The sequence below is a fragment of the Bradyrhizobium sp. CCBAU 53421 genome (genome assembly GCF_015291625.1).
Classification (GTDB): Bacteria; Pseudomonadota; Alphaproteobacteria; order Rhizobiales; family Xanthobacteraceae; genus Bradyrhizobium.
The window spans coordinates 3,979,126-3,993,301 of record NZ_CP030047.1 but is presented as its reverse complement, the minus strand read 5'-3'; the positions used below and the strand labels follow the sequence as shown (position 1 = coordinate 3,993,301).

The following is a 14,176-nucleotide window of genomic DNA, read 5'->3' as shown; positions in this document are numbered from 1 at the left end:
GCGGCGCTGCTGGCCCTGGCACCCTTGTATTTCGCAGGATATAGCGCTGCCGGCGGCCTTTCAAGGGAACGGCACACCGACCTTCGGACAGGAACCGGGGCTGATCGCCCAGCTCATGCCTTGGGGCAGCGCCCCCAGGGAGGACGGCGCTTACTGAATCCTCGCCAAAACCGCGAGGCGGCGGATGCCCTTGTTACGGTAGGCATCGAGGAATGCGTAATAGTCCTTGAACGAGACGCAACCGTTGGAGTCGCCGTTCGGACCGAGCATGAAGGTGTGCGCGAGCAGACCATCGCGGTTGAAGATCTTGCCCTCGCCGCCGATCGGATTGAGCCGCAGCGCCGGCACGCCGTGGAACAGTGCCTCGCGCGGCTTGAGCTCGTAGATGTGCGGCGGCGTCACACCGACCATCTTCAGATGCGAGGACCTGGGATCGTCGAGCCGGGAGCCGAGGCCGGAATGCGCCTCGAGCCGCGTGCCGTCCGGCAGATACACGGTCTTGGCCGAGATGTCGTACACCGCGGTCTGGCGGTCATAGGGCGGCGAGCCGCCGAGCATCGGATTCTGGTCCAGCGTCGAGGGGATGCTGCCGGTGACATTGGCGTCGGCCGAGGCAAAGGACAGCAGCCCGCCACCCGACTCGCGCTTGCCCCACAGCTTCTCGACCATAGTCTGCCGCTCGCTCGATGCGATCGACATCACCGCAGCCTTCGCGCGCGCTGCCATGTCGCGAACGCCGCTGGATTTCGCAGCCTGCTTGACCTCGGCCGGCTTCGGCTCCGTCGCCTTCGCTTCGGCCGCCTTTGGCTGCACATCGGCAGCGGGATCGTTGAGCGCCACCTTCAGATTGGCGGCGGCTTGCTTCTTGGCGGTCTCGACCGATTTCGGCGCCGGCAACGGCTTCGATGTCTCGGCGAGCTCTGCGGTGGCCACCGCCCTCGCCGCTGCGGAGACCTTGGGTGCGGCGGCCTGCTTGATCGGGTCGATCTGCGGTGCGGCGTCGGCCACGACGCTGGGCGCGACGCCCTCGGGCGAGGCGGCCGCAAACCGATCGTTAAACATAAGTGACGGTGCCGGGGCTTCCGACTTCGCGATCTCCGTCTTGGCGGGCGCCGCCGGCGCGGGCGTCAAGGACGCAAACACCTCGTTGAAGGCGGGTGCGGGGCGCGCGGCAACCGCGACGGGCCGCTTCACCACCGGCGCATCGAACGACGCATTGCCGACCGACGGATAGACGCTCGCCGCGAAGATGTTGGCGTAGACGGTCCAGGCGCAGCCAAGCACCAGCGCCGCGACGGCCGCGCTGCCAAAGAAATGCTGCGGAAGGATTTTTCGGGAAGATTTCTTGCGGCTCGGCGCCCCAAGAACATACGCACTCGCACTCGTACCCATACGCCCGGCGCTCAAAACAGGTCCACCTTTGTCCCCACACTGGATCTGCCGAACGACGTTTCGGCACACCATCGCGCAGGGGGCACAGACGGCCATTAAGGCGACTTTTAGTTAAATGCGACTTAACCGGATGCGATCCCCTGCAACGCGGGAAGTGCCTGTGGCGTAGGGCTTTTTTAAGATGACATTGGACCGCCAAAGCGGCTTTTCTGTCCCATGATGGGACATTCCGGCACGCGGCTCAGCCGTCGCATGCCGAGATAAATCCTAGGGAGAATTTCCTTGCCGATGGCCCCGTAATCGCGCGGGGATCGGGCAAAATCCATCTCTCAATAGCCGAGCTTCGGATACCAGTCGGTGCCGCGCCCCTCGCGCGTGGTGTCGAGCAAGGTCCAGAGCGGATCCATGTCCGGCGCGCCGCGCGGGTCCTGGCCGGGGTCCATCGTGCCGGCGCCCATCTCGCCGGCCCAGAAATGCCGGATCGCATCGTGGTGGCGCGTGAAGACATTGTAGCCGGGCACGTCGCTGTCATCCTTGCTGACATAGTCGCGCGTGTAATCGCCCGACGCATCCGAATAGACCTTGTGGCGGGTCCAGCCGCGCGCCTTCTTCGCCTCGATCAGCCGCGCGATCGGCGAGCGCGCCACGAACACGAACGCCACACGTTGCTCGATATCCGGAAGCTTCTCCTCCCAGGTGCCCATGAACGATGTGCACATCGGGCACGGCTTCTCGCGCTGCGGCCCGAACATGTAGCTGTAGACGATGAGCGTCTGCTTGTTGCCGAAGAGATCGGCGAGCGAGGCTGTGCCGGACTCGCCAATGAACTCATAGGCCCTGGTCACCTCGCCGCCCGGCGGCAAGGCGCGGCGCAGCTCGGCGACGCGCGCGATGTGCCGGCGCAGCTCGATCTCCTCGACGAGCAGCGCCTGGCGCGCCCTGCGATACTCGGCGCTCTCATTGGGAAAGCGCCTGGTGTTGGTGCTGGCGAGCTCGGCGGCGGGCTTGAGGACGGAACTGGTCATGGTTGGAACCTCGCGTGGTTGACGGGCTCCCTTGAAGACGCGCCGGAGCCGGACGATCCGACAGTCAACGGCGACGATTTTACTCCAGTTCCGGCGGCGGCGACCGGTCAAGGACCTCGCCCTTGGCACCATCGAGCAGATCGAGCGCATAGGTCTCGATCACCAGCGGCCCGCGCATGCGTTTGGCCTCGACCACCGTTTCGACGCGAGCGAAATCGTCGCGCAGCGAGGCCGGCATCGGCTGCTCGACCTCATGCACATACAACAGCTTGCCGGACAGCTGCGCCGGGCTCGGCTCTGGCATGTTGACCCAGCGGATGCGCTGGCCCTGCTGGGCGACGCAGGTGCCTTTGGGCAGATAGAAGGCCAGCCAGCCGGTGGTGCCGTAGTCCGGTGCCAGCACGCAGGTCGCGCCGGTCCGCGCGCGCGCCGCCTCGATCTCGCTCGCGAGTTCCTGCCAGCCGACGCCGACGCTGCGCACGGTGGCGTCGCGGCGGTAGCCCGAGAGCAAGCCGGTGTTGGCCTGCACGATCAGCAGCGCGAACAGCACGACGCCGGTGGGCACGGCCCAGCGGCGGCAGAAATCGATCGTGCGCTGCTCGCGCGGCGCCCACTGCACCTGGATCGCCGCGACCGCGGCCGCCACCGCAAAGGCCGGATAGACCGGCGCAAACCAGTTGGCCTCGACCCGCGCATGCAGCGCGTGCCAGGTGAAGTAGACCACGATGGTCCAGAACATCGTGTTGACCAGCACGCGCGCAGGCATCGCGCCGGCGCGGCGGCGGTAGAGCGCATAAAGGCCCATCACGCCGAGGATGAAGACCAAGGGCGTTGCGAACGCAAACTGCGTCGGGATCAGCTCGGCGATGTAATTCGGCCGGAAGTCCTCGATCCGGGCGCGGCCCATCTGCTTGATGAACGACACCCATTGGTGATCGGCATTCCAAAGGACGACCGGCGCAAACAGGCCAGCGGCAACGAGGCCGCCGAGATAGAGCCAGGGCGAGAGATACCAGCGCCGCAACTTCGGCACGGCAGCAAGCCAGATCAGGATCGCGGGACCAAAGAACAGCGCGGTGTATTTCGACAGCAGCGCCAGGCCGGCGCTGGCGCCGACCGCAAGCCACCACCCTCCGCGGCCGCTCTCCAGCACCTTTGCGAGCGAATACAGCAGGAAGCTCGCAGCGACCAGCAGCGGCGCATCCGGTGTCACGATCAGCGTGCCGACCGCGGCCATCAGCGTGACGTTGAGCAGGATCGCAGCACTCGCGGCGATGCGCTGGCCACCGAACAGGATCTCGGCCGCCCGGTAGATCGCCCAGCTCATCGGCAGCGCGAGCAGGATCGACACCAGCCGCACGCCGAACGCGGTATCGCCCGCGATCATGGTGCCGAGCCGGATCACGACCGCGACCATCGGCGGATGGTCGTAATAGCCGCCGGCGAGCGCCTTCGACCACATCCAGTAATAGGCTTCGTCGAAGGTCAGCGGCGTCCATGCGGCGGCGGCCAGCCGCAACACGACCAGCGCGCACACCGCAAGCGCGGTGTTCCGGGCCAGCCGCGCCTCGTTCGCGTTCATGCCACAGTCATCGCTTGCGCCAGACGAACAGCCCGGACATCGCGTAGTTCCACACCACGCCCATCAGCGCGCCGGCCGCGCCCGCAAGCCACCAGATCGGCTCCTGGTCGTAGACCGAGAACGCGACGCCGACATTGGCGAGCAGGCCGACGCTGCAGACCAGATAGAACAGCAGCAGGCCGCGCAGGATGCCAAAGCCCTTCAGCCGCTGGTCGCGGTAGGTCAGGAAATTGTTGAGGATGAAGTTGCTGGTCATGGCGACGATCGCGCCGGCCGCCTGGGCCTCCGGGAACGGCGCCTTGAACAGCTCCAGCGCGATGAACAGCACGCTGAGATGCACCAGCAGGCCAAGCCCGCCGACCCCTGCGAACAGGATGAAGCGCAGCGAGATCAGATCGTTGGTCAGCTTCGCGAGCACGAGGCCGAGGAAGTCGAGCGCGACCATCGAGTCGAGCTTGCTCTCGCCATGCTGGCGGGCACCGAACGTGTAGGGAATTTCGACCGCGCGCAGCTTGCCTTCCGCCGTCGCCACGACGTCGAGCAGGATCTTGAAGCCCTGGGTCGAGAGCTGTGGCGCAAGCTCTTCGAAACGGTCGCGGCGGATCATGAAGAAGCCGCTCATGGGGTCGGCGATCTCGACCTTCAGCGCGCGGCGCGCGATCTCGGTGGCAAAGGCGCTGGCGCCGGCGCGCTGCTTGTTGAAGCCGTCGGCCTTGTAGCCCTCGATATATCGGCTGCCGACCACGAGCTCGGCCTCGCCGCTCTGCAGCAGCGCGACCATCTTCGGGAGCTGGCTCTCGTCATGCTGGAGGTCGGCGTCCATCACCGCGGCATAGGGCGCGCTCGAGGCCAGGATGCCCTCGATGCAGGCGCCGGACAGGCCGCGCCGGCCGACCCGGCGGATGCAGCGCACGCGGGAATCCTTCCGCGCCAGGGCGCGGACCACGTCCCAGGTTCCGTCGGGCGAATTGTCGTCGACGAAGATGACCTCCCAGGACACGTCCTTCAGGATCGCGTCGAGCCGGCGGTACAGCACCGTGACGTTGTCGCGTTCATTGAAGGTCGGGACGACCACTGAAAGCTGCGGCAGGCTTGCTGCCTGCGGCACGGTTTCGGGGGCTGGCTTGATGGCGTCTTTCATGAGCGCCAGCGTATAGCCGCAGCCTCCCCCGCTGCCAAGGCGGGCCGGCCCAATCGCGGTCTCGGGAAGCGGGAAAACGGGGCAAAATGCCCCTGAAAATGCCAACGACCACGAACAAGGGGCGCGCGTACATCCGGCGCAGCCGACATTGCCGTGGTCGTCCCAGCGCCGGAGCCCTTAGAGCTCAACGCCGCCGTTATGAGCCAGATAGGAAGCCCCCATGCGATCCGCAAGGGGCAGATGGCGCTAGTTGTTCGGGACTTCCCGGATCACCGGGCCGCGTGGCGCCGGGGCCGCCTCGGCGGCGGGAGCCGCCTGCGGCTGCACGGCTGCGGGCCGGGTCGGGTTGCGGAGCTGGGTCGGCGACGGCCCGTAGATGAACGCTGCCGCCAGCACGATGGCCGCGACCAATGCGCCCAAGAAGCCTGCCGTCGATTGTGACCTCATGCCGATCATCCCCTCGCCTGCGCGGATTGATATCAAAAATCGGCCGGCCGCAACAGGATTCGGGAACCTATTTCGCCGCGGCCTTGCGCCTGACAAAGGCGGTCACGATGTCCTTCTGCGCCAGCTCGATCGCGCGGTTGGCCGTGGTCAGATTCGCGTCGGCATCCTGCTTGGGAAACTGCAGCGACAGGAAGTCGATCAGCGACACCCGGAAGTTCTGCCGCTCCGAGGGACAGACGTTGGCGATCAGCGAGCCGAACTCCTGATCGGACATCGTCTTGTTGCTGTCGCGAGGATATTCGCGGGCGAGACAATTCCAGTAGGCGTCGCGGCCGGTGATCGCGAGCTTGTGCGCATCGTCGACCTCGTCGGCCATCGCAGCGGACGATATGGCAGCGGAGGATGTGATCAGGAGGGCGGCCGCAACCAGCATGCGCATGTGTTGTTCTCCATTTTGGCGCATCGTAGCGAAGAGCGACAACGACGATAAGCACCCGCGCGGCAATCTGGCAAACTGGCCAATCACGATTATTTTGACTACTCTCGATCCCCGTTCCCCTCCTCACGATGAGTGCAGTCGTGGCCAAAGCTCCCACCAAGGCGACCAAGACAGATACCAAGACAGACGCAGGCAACATCTATATCGGCGTCGGCGGCTGGACCTTCGAGCCGTGGCGCGGGGTGTTCTATCCGGAGAAGCTCACGCAGGCGAAGGAGCTGTCCTACGCCGCCTCGAAGCTGACCTCGATCGAGATCAACGGCACCTATTACGGATCGCAGAAGCCGGAGAGCTTTCGCAAATGGGCGAGCGAAGTGCCTGATGGATTCATCTTCTCGCTGAAGGGTCCGCGCTTCGCCACCAACCGCCGCGTGCTCGCCGAAGCCGGCGATTCGGTGAAGCGGTTCTATGATTCGGGCGTGCTGGAGCTGAAGGACCGGCTCGGGCCGGTGCTCTGGCAGTTCGCGCCGACCAAGAAGTTCGACGGCGCCGATTTCGGCAAGTTCCTCGAGCTGTTGCCGCGCAAGCTCGACGGCCGCGCGCTGCGCCATGTCGTCGAGGTGCGTCACGACAGCTTTTGCGTGCCCGAGTTCATCGCCCTCATTCGCGAGCACCAGGTGCCGGTGGTGTTCGCCGAGCACGGCAAGTATCCGGCGATCGCCGACGTCGCGAGCGACTTCGTCTATGCCCGGTTGCAGAAGGGCAATGACGAACTGAAGACCTGCTACCCGCCGAAGCAGCTCGACGCCTGGGCCAAGCGATTTCAGGACTGGGCCGGCGGCAGCGAGCCGGACGATCTGCCGAAGGTCGACAAATCAGCGCCGAAGAAGGCGCCGCGCGACGTGTTCGCCTACGTGATCCACGAGGGCAAGATCCGCGCGCCCGCGGGCGCGATGGAATTGATCGAACGGGTGAAGTGAGGCAGAGCCGATGGCGAAGGCAAAAAGGCTGTTCACCATCGGCTACGAGCAGACGCCGTCCAAGGCCGTGCTCGACGAGCTCCAGCACGCCGGCGTCAAGCTGCTGGTCGACGTGCGGGCGGTCGCCTCCTCGCGCCGCCCCGGCTTCTCCAAGAGCCAGCTCGCCGCAGGCCTCGACGAGCGCGGCATCGGCTACGTCCACCTCCGCGGCCTCGGCACGCCGAAGAGCGGGCGGGAGGCAGCTCGCAGCGGGCAATATGCGCTGCTGCACAAGATCTACTCGGCGCACCTGAAAACGGTGCAGGCCAAGGAAGAGCTCGACGAGCTGTCGGCGCTGGTGAAGAAGTCCGGGCCGGTCTGCATCCTCTGCTACGAGCGCGACCACGAGCACTGTCACCGCCGCTGGATCGCCGAGATCATCGAGGAGCGCGACGGCGTCAGGATCGAGAATTTGGCCGCGCCGCAGCTCTAGCGTCAGCCCTGCCCCGGCACGTTGAGCGTGCCCTCCATCATCTGCACGCAGCCGCCGCCGACATGCACCGAGGTGATCGCGCCGCCCTGCTTGCGCACCCGCGTCAGCAGCAGGCTCGGCCGGCCCATGTCGACGCCCTGCCCGATCCGTAACCGCAATTCGCCGTCGCGCGCGGGATCGATGTCGGCGAGCAGCGCCGCGCAGGCCGCGGTCGCGCTGCCGGTCGCGGGGTCCTCGGACAGGCCGCTCGCGCCGGGATGGAACATGCGCGCCTGCAGGTCGAGCGGCTGCTCGCTCGCCGGCACGTCGCGGGTGTAGAAATAGACGACGTCACGGCCAATCTCGGCCAGCACCTTCGCGAACGCCGCGGCATCGGGCCGGGCGCGCCTGACCGCCTCGCGGGAAGCGATCTCCACCACCAGGAACGGCAGGCCGACCGAGACGACCTGCGGCACATGCCGATCGGTCTTCACGTCAGCCGCCGACAGCGACAGGCACGCGGCCGCAGCGGCCGCGCTCACCTCGGTGGTCCGTTGCAATGGCTGCGGCGCGGTCAGCTCAGCGCCCACCACCCTGCCGCCTTCGGACAGGATCGCGACCGGCACGAGGCCCGCCTTCTCCTCGAACCTCAGTTGCTCCGGCGTCTTCGCCGCCCGGCTCGCCAGCACGAAAGCGGTGCCGACATTGGGATGGCCGGCGAACGGAATTTCCGAGCGCACCGTGAAGATGCGCACCTGGGCGTCGTTGGCCTTGTCCTGCGGCGCCAGCACAAAGGTCGTCTCGGAATAGTTGAACTCGGTCGCGATCGCCTGCATCTGTGCGGTCGACAGCCCTTCGGCGTCGAGCACCACGCCGAGCGGGTTACCGCCGAAGGCGCGGTCGGTGAAAACATCGACAGTGATATAGCGCCGCTGCATTGTGCGTATCCTTGTGCCGGTCATTCCGATGGCGTCATCGTAGCACAGCAGCAACGACGCCCTTCAGAGCACTCGGTACAATCACGTCCTTGTTGAGCATGATCTCCGCGCAAACGCGTTCCGCGTTTGTCGCGAGGGAAAACCACTTCGCACTTTTCCGGATCATGCTCCTAGAAGCGAAACAGCTCGCGCGGCGATGCGAGCACGCGCGCGCGCTCATCGGCGTCGGTGACGAGCTCGTCGAGGAATTTGCGATTCTTCGCGTAGCTCTGCGTCGCCTCGAACTGGGTGTGCGGCCAGTCGCTGCCCCATAGCAGACGGTCGACGCCGAACGCGTTGCGCAGCAACGGATAGGCCTGCTTCGCGAACGCCTCGCCGGCCGCACCATTGCGATAGGGTGCGGAGATCTTGACCCAGACATTGCGCGTCGCGCCGAGCTTGAGCACCGACTGGAATCCGCCATCGTCGATACCGAGCTTTGGATCGGGCAAGGCGAAGTGATCGAGCACGACCTTCACGCCCTGGTCGAGCAGCTGAGGTGCGAGCGTCGCGAGATCGCCGGCATTGCGCTGGATCTCGACCTGCCAGTCGAGCGCCCTGATCTGCGCCAGCAGCGCCGTCCACTCGCCCGACGTCAGATCGGGCAGCTTCTGGCCGACCAGGTTGAGACGGATGCCCGCCACCCCTGCGCGATCGAGCGCGCGAAGCTCGTCCGCGCCAACGCCTACGTCGACCACCGCGATGCCGCGCAGGCGGCCGCCCGTCGCCTTCAGGCATTCGACCAGATAGGAATTGTCGGTGCCGAGGAAGCTCGGCTGCACCAGGACGCCGTTAGTGATGCCGTTCTGGTCGAGCTGCTGCAGATAGAGCGCGAGCGGCGCGTCGTAGTCGGGCGCGTAGCGCCGGCCGGGCGCCAGCTTGAGCCCGCGATGGAAGACGTGGGCGTGGGTATCGATCGCGAGTTGCTTCGGCACCTCAGCCCTCACCTTGCGCGCCAATCCGCCTGCCGACAGCGCGGCAACCACCCCCGCGGCAAACCGGCGCCGCGTCAACCCATGTTCGTCCGATGTCATGATCATTCCTCATCATCACGCGCGCGTGGCGGCGGCCTGCTCGAAAACCTTGCCGCGGGTTTCCGGCAGCATCAGCACCGCGACCAGCACCAGCGAATAGGCGAACGCCGCGTCGATCCCGATCGCGGCACCAAGGCCGATGTGATCGCTGAGGTAGCCGACCAGGAAGGGAAACGCCGCCGAGACGATGCGGCCGAAATTGTAGCAGAAGCCGACACCGGTGCCGCGCACGCCGGCCGGATAGAGCTCGCTGAACAGCGCGGCCATGCTGGCGGGAATGCCCGCCGAGAAGAAGCCGAGCGGGAAGCCGAGTACCAGCATCTGCGAATTGCTGAGCGGCGCGAAGATATAGACCAGCACCGTCACGACGCAGGCGGCGGCGAACAACGTCACGTTGGCACGGCGCCCGATCCGGTCGCTGATGATCCCGGAGACCACGCAGCCGCAGAAGAAGGCGACGATGATCACGGCGAGATAGGCGCTGGAGCCGAGCACCGAGAGATGCCGCACCTCGCGCAAGTAAGTGGGCAGGAATGTCGTCAGCGCCGCATAGCCGCCATGGGCGCCGATGCCGAACAGCCCGCCGATCAGGGTCGAGCGCAGCACGTCGCGGTGAAAGATTCCGGCAAGCGTCGCGAAGAACGGCGGCTCGGCCGCGCGCGGTGCGGCGCGCAGCGGCTCTTTCAATCCGCGGCGGATGTAGAGGATCAGCAGCGCCGGGATCAGGCCGACCGCGAACAGGACGCGCCAGGCGATGTCGGCCGGCGCATAGGTGAAGACCAGGGCCGAGAGCAGCACCGCCGCGCCCCAGCCGACCGCCCAGGCGCTCTGCACGGCGCCGAGCGCCTTGCCGCGATGCTCGGCGCGGATGATCTCGGCCATCAGCACCGCGCCGCAGGCCCATTCGGCGCCGAAGCCGACACCCTGGATCGCCTTCAGGACCAGAAGCTGGGGATAGCTTGTCGCGAAGGCGCAGGCGAAGGTCGCGAGCGCAAAGGTCGCCACCGTGATCTGCAGCGCTTTCACCCGCCCGAAGCGATCACCGAGCGCGCCGCCGAGCCAGCCGCCGAACGCGCCGAAGAACAGCGTAACCGAGCCGAGCAGCCCGGCATCGGCCTTGCTGATCCCGAACGCCGTGATCAGCGCCGGGATCGCGAGGCTGAACATCTGCACGTCGAGCGCGTCGAGCCCCCAGCCGCCAAAACTTGCCCAGAAGGTGCGCCGCTCGAGCGGCGAGCATTCGCTGTACCAGTTTGCCATCATTCCTCCCTGAAATATCTTGTGTTGTTTTATTTGTTCGCCGCGCTACCTGATCTCGGCGTGGTAGCGGAAGCGATCCGCCGGCCCGCGCGAGCGGCGCCATTCGATCGGCCGCCGCTCCAGGTCAAAGGCCAGGCGCTCGATCACGATCAGCGGCGCGCTCGCCTCCAATCGCAGCAGGTGCGATTGCATCTCGGTCGCGATCTCGACGGTGAGGATTTCATCGGCGGAGACCACGACCTGGCCGCAACGATCCTCATAGAGCGGATACAGCAAGTCACCGAACTCGGCTGTGTCGAGCGCGAGCAGCGCCTCGAAGCGCGATCGCTGCAGCCAGATCTCCTCGGCGAGCAGCGGCGCGTCGTCGATCAGCCGCAGGCGCGACAGGCTGATGACGGGCTCGCCGACGCCAATGCGCAGCGCCGACGCGACAGCCGTGGTCGCGGGCATCGCCTTGCGGCGCAGGATGCGGCTTTGCGGCACGCGGCGCTCGCCGCTTTCGGACTGGAAGCGGAAGAAGCGGAACAGCGAGGAATTGAACCGCGCGCGGCGCACGAAGGTGCCGCGGCCCTGCTGGCGCTCCAGCACGCCGTCGCTGACCAGCTGATCGATCGCCTTGCGCACGGTGCCGATCGCGACGCCGTAATACGCGCCGAGCTCGGCCTCGGAGGGGATCAGGTCCCCCGGGCGCCATTCGTTGCGATTGATGCGCGCCGCAAGGTCGTCGCGGAGACGCTGGTAGCGCGGCAGGCGGTCGTCGAGGGCTGAATTCATATAGTCATCTATATGAGTATATGACGCCGCGTCAATCGCTACCTTGATACCTCAAGCCGGGTTGCTATGCCCTACCCCAATTGCCAGACCGGCACCGGGTGTTCGTAACCCCGCACCGGGATCTCGCCGCGCGAGACGGCGTCGCTGCATTCGTCGCCGAGCGCATCGCGCACGGCAGACGAGATCAAAAATTGCGAGCCGAGCTCCTTGTTGAGCGCCTCGAGCCGGGCGGCGAAGTTCACGGTGTCGCCGATCACGGTGTATTCCTTGCGCCGGGGCGAGCCGATATTGCCGGCGACGACCTCGCCGATATGGATGCCGATGCCGATCCGCAGCGGCCAGCTCGACGCTGCGTTGGTGCGCTCGTTGGCGGCCAGCATCTCGCGCGCGGCTGCGACCGCCTGATGCGCGGCGTCGCCCGTCTCGAATGGCGCGCCGAACAGCGCGAGAAAGCCGTCGCCCAGAAACTTGTTCACGATGCCGCCGTGGCGATCGAGGATCTCGACCAGCACCGCGAAGGCGCCGTCGAGTCTGTCCACCACCTCCTGCGGCGAACGCGAGCGCGCGCCCGCCGTGAAGCTGCGGAAATCGACGAACATCACGGCGACGCGGCGGATGTCGCTGCCGGTCGAGGCGCCCTCCGTCATCAGGCGTTCGACCACCTGCGGCGAAACATGCTGGCCGAACAGATTAGTGATGCGGTCGCGCGCGGTGGCGGCGGCGATGCTGGCGGCGAACTGCCGCCGCAACTGCAGGCCGACCGCGCCGGCCAGCACGCCGCAGATCAGGATGATCGTGCTGCGCGCGGCGTGATAATAGATGCCCTGATCGGGCGCGACGCCATCAGGCGCGTGGAAGAACACCGCCATGTAGAACAGCTCGGTCGCGGCGACGATGCCGGTGAAGGTCGAGAGCCAGAAATCGAGCCGCAGCGTCGAAAGAATGATGAAGACGAAATAGATCAGCGGGGCCACGAAGCCGAGCGCTTCCTGGCGGCCCATGCTGTCGATATGCAGCGCGAGCACGATGGTGGGCAGCGACGTCTCGACCAGCACGCCGATATAGCGCCGGATCACCGGCAGGTCGCGGCCCTTGCGCATGTACCAGCTGATCGCCCCGTGGACCCAGATCTCGAACAGGATCAGCGGACCGGTGACGTAGAAAATGTAGACCGGGCTGAGGTTGCCGTGCCAGACCCGGCTGACCGCCTCGGGTGCGAACAGATACACCAGCAGGCTGATCGCCCCCAGCACGATGGCGGTGCCGATCAGAACCTTGATGCGCAGCAGCTCGGTGGTCATCACCTCGCGCATCAGGGCGTGGTGGAAATCTGCGGAGACGGTCGTGCCTTGCGCCGCCTCGCTTCTCGTCCCCAAGACCTCGGCCATGCCCTCCACCACGTCATTCCGGGATGGTCCGAAGGACCAGACCCGGAATCTCGAGATTCCGGGTTCGGTGCTGCGCACCGCCCCGGAATGACCATCACTGATGGGATCCATCATAGCCTCAATCGAGCGTGCGGCGGAAGCGCGTCACGGCGATCGTCATGGCGAACAGCATCAGGGCGACCAGCGCGATGGTGTCGTATTGCAGGTTCGGCATCGCGGCCCCCTTCAGCATGATGGCGCGGACGATGCGGACGAAATGGGTCAGCGGCAGCCCCTCGCCGATATATTGCGCCCAGACCGGCATGCCCGCGAACGGAAACATGAAGCCGGACAAAAGGATGCTCGGCAGGAAGAACATCATCGAGAGCTGCATCGCCTGCAGCTGGTTCTGCACGATGGTCGAGAACGTGTAGCCGATCGACAAATTGGTGGTGATGAACAGCGTGGTGAGCAGCGCCAAGAGCGTCAGGCTGCCGAGCACCGGTACGCCGAACAACACGATGCCGATCGCGATGATCAGCGTGGCCTGGATGAAGCCGACCAGCACATAGGGGATGATCTTGCCAAACATCACCTCGACCGGCTTGATCGGCATCGAGAGCAGGCTCTCCATGGTGCCGCGCTCGATCTCGCGCGTCACCGACAGCGCGGTGAAGATCAGCATGGTCATGGTCAGGATGGTCCCCACCAGGCCGGGCACGATGTTGAGGCGCGAGTCCGCGGCCGGGTTGTAGCGGGCATGGGCGCGGATCTCGAACGGCATGTCCGGGGGATCGCCGATGTGCAGGTCATGCGCCAGCGCAGTCTGCACCAGCGGCCCGAGCGTGCCGAGCGCGGTGCCCGAGGCCACCGGATCGGTGGCATCGGCCGCGACCAGCAGCGCCGGCCGGTCGCCGCGCCGCACCGCGCGCTCGAAGCCGCGCGGGATCTCGACGCCGAACAGCACCTTGCCGGATTGCAGCAGCTCGTCGAATTCCTCGACGGTGTGGACCTCGCGGACGAAATGGAAATAGGCGGTGTTCTCCATCGCCTTCAGGATCGAACGGCCGAGATCGCTGTCCTCCTGGGTCAGCACCGCGGTCGGCAGGTTGCGCGGCGTGGTGTTGATGGCATAGCCGAACAGCGTGAGCTGCATCACCGGCAGCATGATGATCATGGCGAACGAGACGCGGTCGCGGCGAAGCTGGATGAATTCCTTGACCAGCATCGCATAGCTGCGCCGCCAGAAGCCGAATGCCGGCTCCCTCTCTTCACCTTTCTGGATCGCATCCGTCGCACTCATTGGA

14 protein-coding genes are annotated in these 14,176 nt (G+C 66.1%); 2 read left to right on the top strand and 12 right to left on the bottom strand.

Annotated elements, in window-relative coordinates; genetic code table 11:
• Window positions 1–150: 150 nt before the first annotated feature.
• The 6 genes from XH92_RS18870 to XH92_RS18845 form a co-directional block, all read right to left on the bottom strand.
• Window positions 151–1,392 (bottom strand): tlde1 domain-containing protein, encoded by a 1,242-nt coding sequence (locus tag XH92_RS18870; protein ID WP_371818052.1) that lies wholly within the window; start codon window positions 1,390–1,392, stop codon window positions 151–153.
• Between the two features lie 329 nt (window positions 1,393–1,721).
• Window positions 1,722–2,417 (bottom strand): DUF899 family protein, encoded by a 696-nt coding sequence (locus XH92_RS18865; protein ID WP_194460535.1) that lies wholly within the window; start codon window positions 2,415–2,417, stop codon window positions 1,722–1,724.
• A gap of 79 nt (window positions 2,418–2,496) precedes the next feature.
• A complete protein-coding gene (locus tag XH92_RS18860; protein ID WP_194460534.1) occupies window positions 2,497–3,999 on the bottom strand; it encodes a glycosyltransferase family 39 protein in 1,503 nt (500 codons plus the stop codon).
• Window positions 4,000–4,006: 7 nt separating this feature from the next.
• Window positions 4,007–5,140: a glycosyltransferase family 2 protein gene (locus XH92_RS18855; RefSeq protein WP_194460533.1), complete on the bottom strand. Its 1,134-nt coding sequence runs from the start codon at window positions 5,138–5,140 to the stop codon at window positions 4,007–4,009.
• A gap of 246 nt (window positions 5,141–5,386) precedes the next feature.
• Window positions 5,387–5,587, bottom strand: a complete 201-nt coding sequence (locus XH92_RS18850) for a hypothetical protein (protein WP_194460532.1) — start codon at window positions 5,585–5,587, stop codon at window positions 5,387–5,389.
• 67 nt (window positions 5,588–5,654) lie between these two features.
• Window positions 5,655–6,026, bottom strand: a complete 372-nt coding sequence (locus XH92_RS18845) for a hypothetical protein (RefSeq protein ID WP_194460531.1) — start codon at window positions 6,024–6,026, stop codon at window positions 5,655–5,657.
• A 140-nt stretch (window positions 6,027–6,166) separates the two neighbouring features.
• On the opposite strand from XH92_RS18845, the gene XH92_RS18840 reads away from it, so the two are divergent.
• Both XH92_RS18840 and XH92_RS18835 read left to right on the top strand, forming a co-directional pair.
• On the top strand, window positions 6,167–7,006 hold the full coding sequence (locus XH92_RS18840) for a DUF72 domain-containing protein (protein ID WP_371818051.1): 840 nt from the start codon (window positions 6,167–6,169) through the stop codon (window positions 7,004–7,006).
• Between the two features lie 10 nt (window positions 7,007–7,016).
• On the top strand, window positions 7,017–7,478 hold the full coding sequence (locus tag XH92_RS18835) for a DUF488 family protein (protein ID WP_194460529.1): 462 nt from the start codon (window positions 7,017–7,019) through the stop codon (window positions 7,476–7,478).
• A gap of 2 nt (window positions 7,479–7,480) precedes the next feature.
• Here the strand turns inward: XH92_RS18835 and XH92_RS18830 are convergent, their stop codons facing one another.
• From XH92_RS18830 to XH92_RS18805, 6 genes are all read right to left on the bottom strand, one after another.
• Entirely contained in the window at window positions 7,481–8,395 is a 915-nt protein-coding gene (locus XH92_RS18830) for a PhzF family phenazine biosynthesis protein (protein ID WP_194460528.1), read from the bottom strand.
• Between the two features lie 170 nt (window positions 8,396–8,565).
• Window positions 8,566–9,468, bottom strand: a complete 903-nt coding sequence (locus XH92_RS18825; protein WP_194460527.1) for an amidohydrolase — start codon at window positions 9,466–9,468, stop codon at window positions 8,566–8,568.
• 15 nt (window positions 9,469–9,483) lie between these two features.
• Window positions 9,484–10,728: an MFS transporter gene (locus tag XH92_RS18820; RefSeq protein ID WP_194460526.1), complete on the bottom strand. Its 1,245-nt coding sequence runs from the start codon at window positions 10,726–10,728 to the stop codon at window positions 9,484–9,486.
• A 45-nt stretch (window positions 10,729–10,773) separates the two neighbouring features.
• On the bottom strand, window positions 10,774–11,502 hold the full coding sequence (locus tag XH92_RS18815) for a GntR family transcriptional regulator (protein ID WP_194460525.1): 729 nt from the start codon (window positions 11,500–11,502) through the stop codon (window positions 10,774–10,776).
• A 71-nt stretch (window positions 11,503–11,573) separates the two neighbouring features.
• Complete coding sequence (locus tag XH92_RS18810) at window positions 11,574–12,890, bottom strand: adenylate/guanylate cyclase domain-containing protein (protein ID WP_194460524.1); 1,317 nt, start codon at window positions 12,888–12,890, stop codon at window positions 11,574–11,576.
• A gap of 118 nt (window positions 12,891–13,008) precedes the next feature.
• Entirely contained in the window at window positions 13,009–14,172 is a 1,164-nt protein-coding gene (locus XH92_RS18805; protein WP_194460523.1) for an ABC transporter permease, read from the bottom strand.
• Window positions 14,173–14,176 lie beyond the last annotated feature (4 nt).

What these genes read in the sequence shown, in the direction of transcription:
- XH92_RS18870 (WP_371818052.1), bottom strand. Translation starts at nt 1,392, where the DNA reads ATGGGTACGAGTGCGAGTGCGTATGTTCTTGGGGCGCCGAGCCGCAAG.
- XH92_RS18865 (WP_194460535.1), bottom strand. Translation starts at nt 2,417, where the DNA reads ATGACCAGTTCCGTCCTCAAGCCCGCCGCCGAGCTCGCCAGCACCAAC.
- XH92_RS18860 (WP_194460534.1), bottom strand. Translation starts at nt 3,999, where the DNA reads ATGAACGCGAACGAGGCGCGGCTGGCCCGGAACACCGCGCTTGCGGTG.
- XH92_RS18855 (WP_194460533.1), bottom strand. Translation starts at nt 5,140, where the DNA reads ATGAAAGACGCCATCAAGCCAGCCCCCGAAACCGTGCCGCAGGCAGCA.
- XH92_RS18850 (WP_194460532.1), bottom strand. Translation starts at nt 5,587, where the DNA reads ATGAGGTCACAATCGACGGCAGGCTTCTTGGGCGCATTGGTCGCGGCC.
- XH92_RS18845 (WP_194460531.1), bottom strand. Translation starts at nt 6,026, where the DNA reads ATGCGCATGCTGGTTGCGGCCGCCCTCCTGATCACATCCTCCGCTGCC.
- XH92_RS18835 (WP_194460529.1), top strand. Translation starts at nt 7,017, where the DNA reads ATGGCGAAGGCAAAAAGGCTGTTCACCATCGGCTACGAGCAGACGCCG.
- XH92_RS18830 (WP_194460528.1), bottom strand. Translation starts at nt 8,395, where the DNA reads ATGCAGCGGCGCTATATCACTGTCGATGTTTTCACCGACCGCGCCTTC.
- XH92_RS18825 (WP_194460527.1), bottom strand. Translation starts at nt 9,468, where the DNA reads ATGACATCGGACGAACATGGGTTGACGCGGCGCCGGTTTGCCGCGGGG.
- XH92_RS18820 (WP_194460526.1), bottom strand. Translation starts at nt 10,728, where the DNA reads ATGGCAAACTGGTACAGCGAATGCTCGCCGCTCGAGCGGCGCACCTTC.
- XH92_RS18815 (WP_194460525.1), bottom strand. Translation starts at nt 11,502, where the DNA reads ATGAATTCAGCCCTCGACGACCGCCTGCCGCGCTACCAGCGTCTCCGC.
- XH92_RS18810 (WP_194460524.1), bottom strand. Translation starts at nt 12,890, where the DNA reads ATGGCCGAGGTCTTGGGGACGAGAAGCGAGGCGGCGCAAGGCACGACC.
- XH92_RS18805 (WP_194460523.1), bottom strand. Translation starts at nt 14,172, where the DNA reads ATGAGTGCGACGGATGCGATCCAGAAAGGTGAAGAGAGGGAGCCGGCA.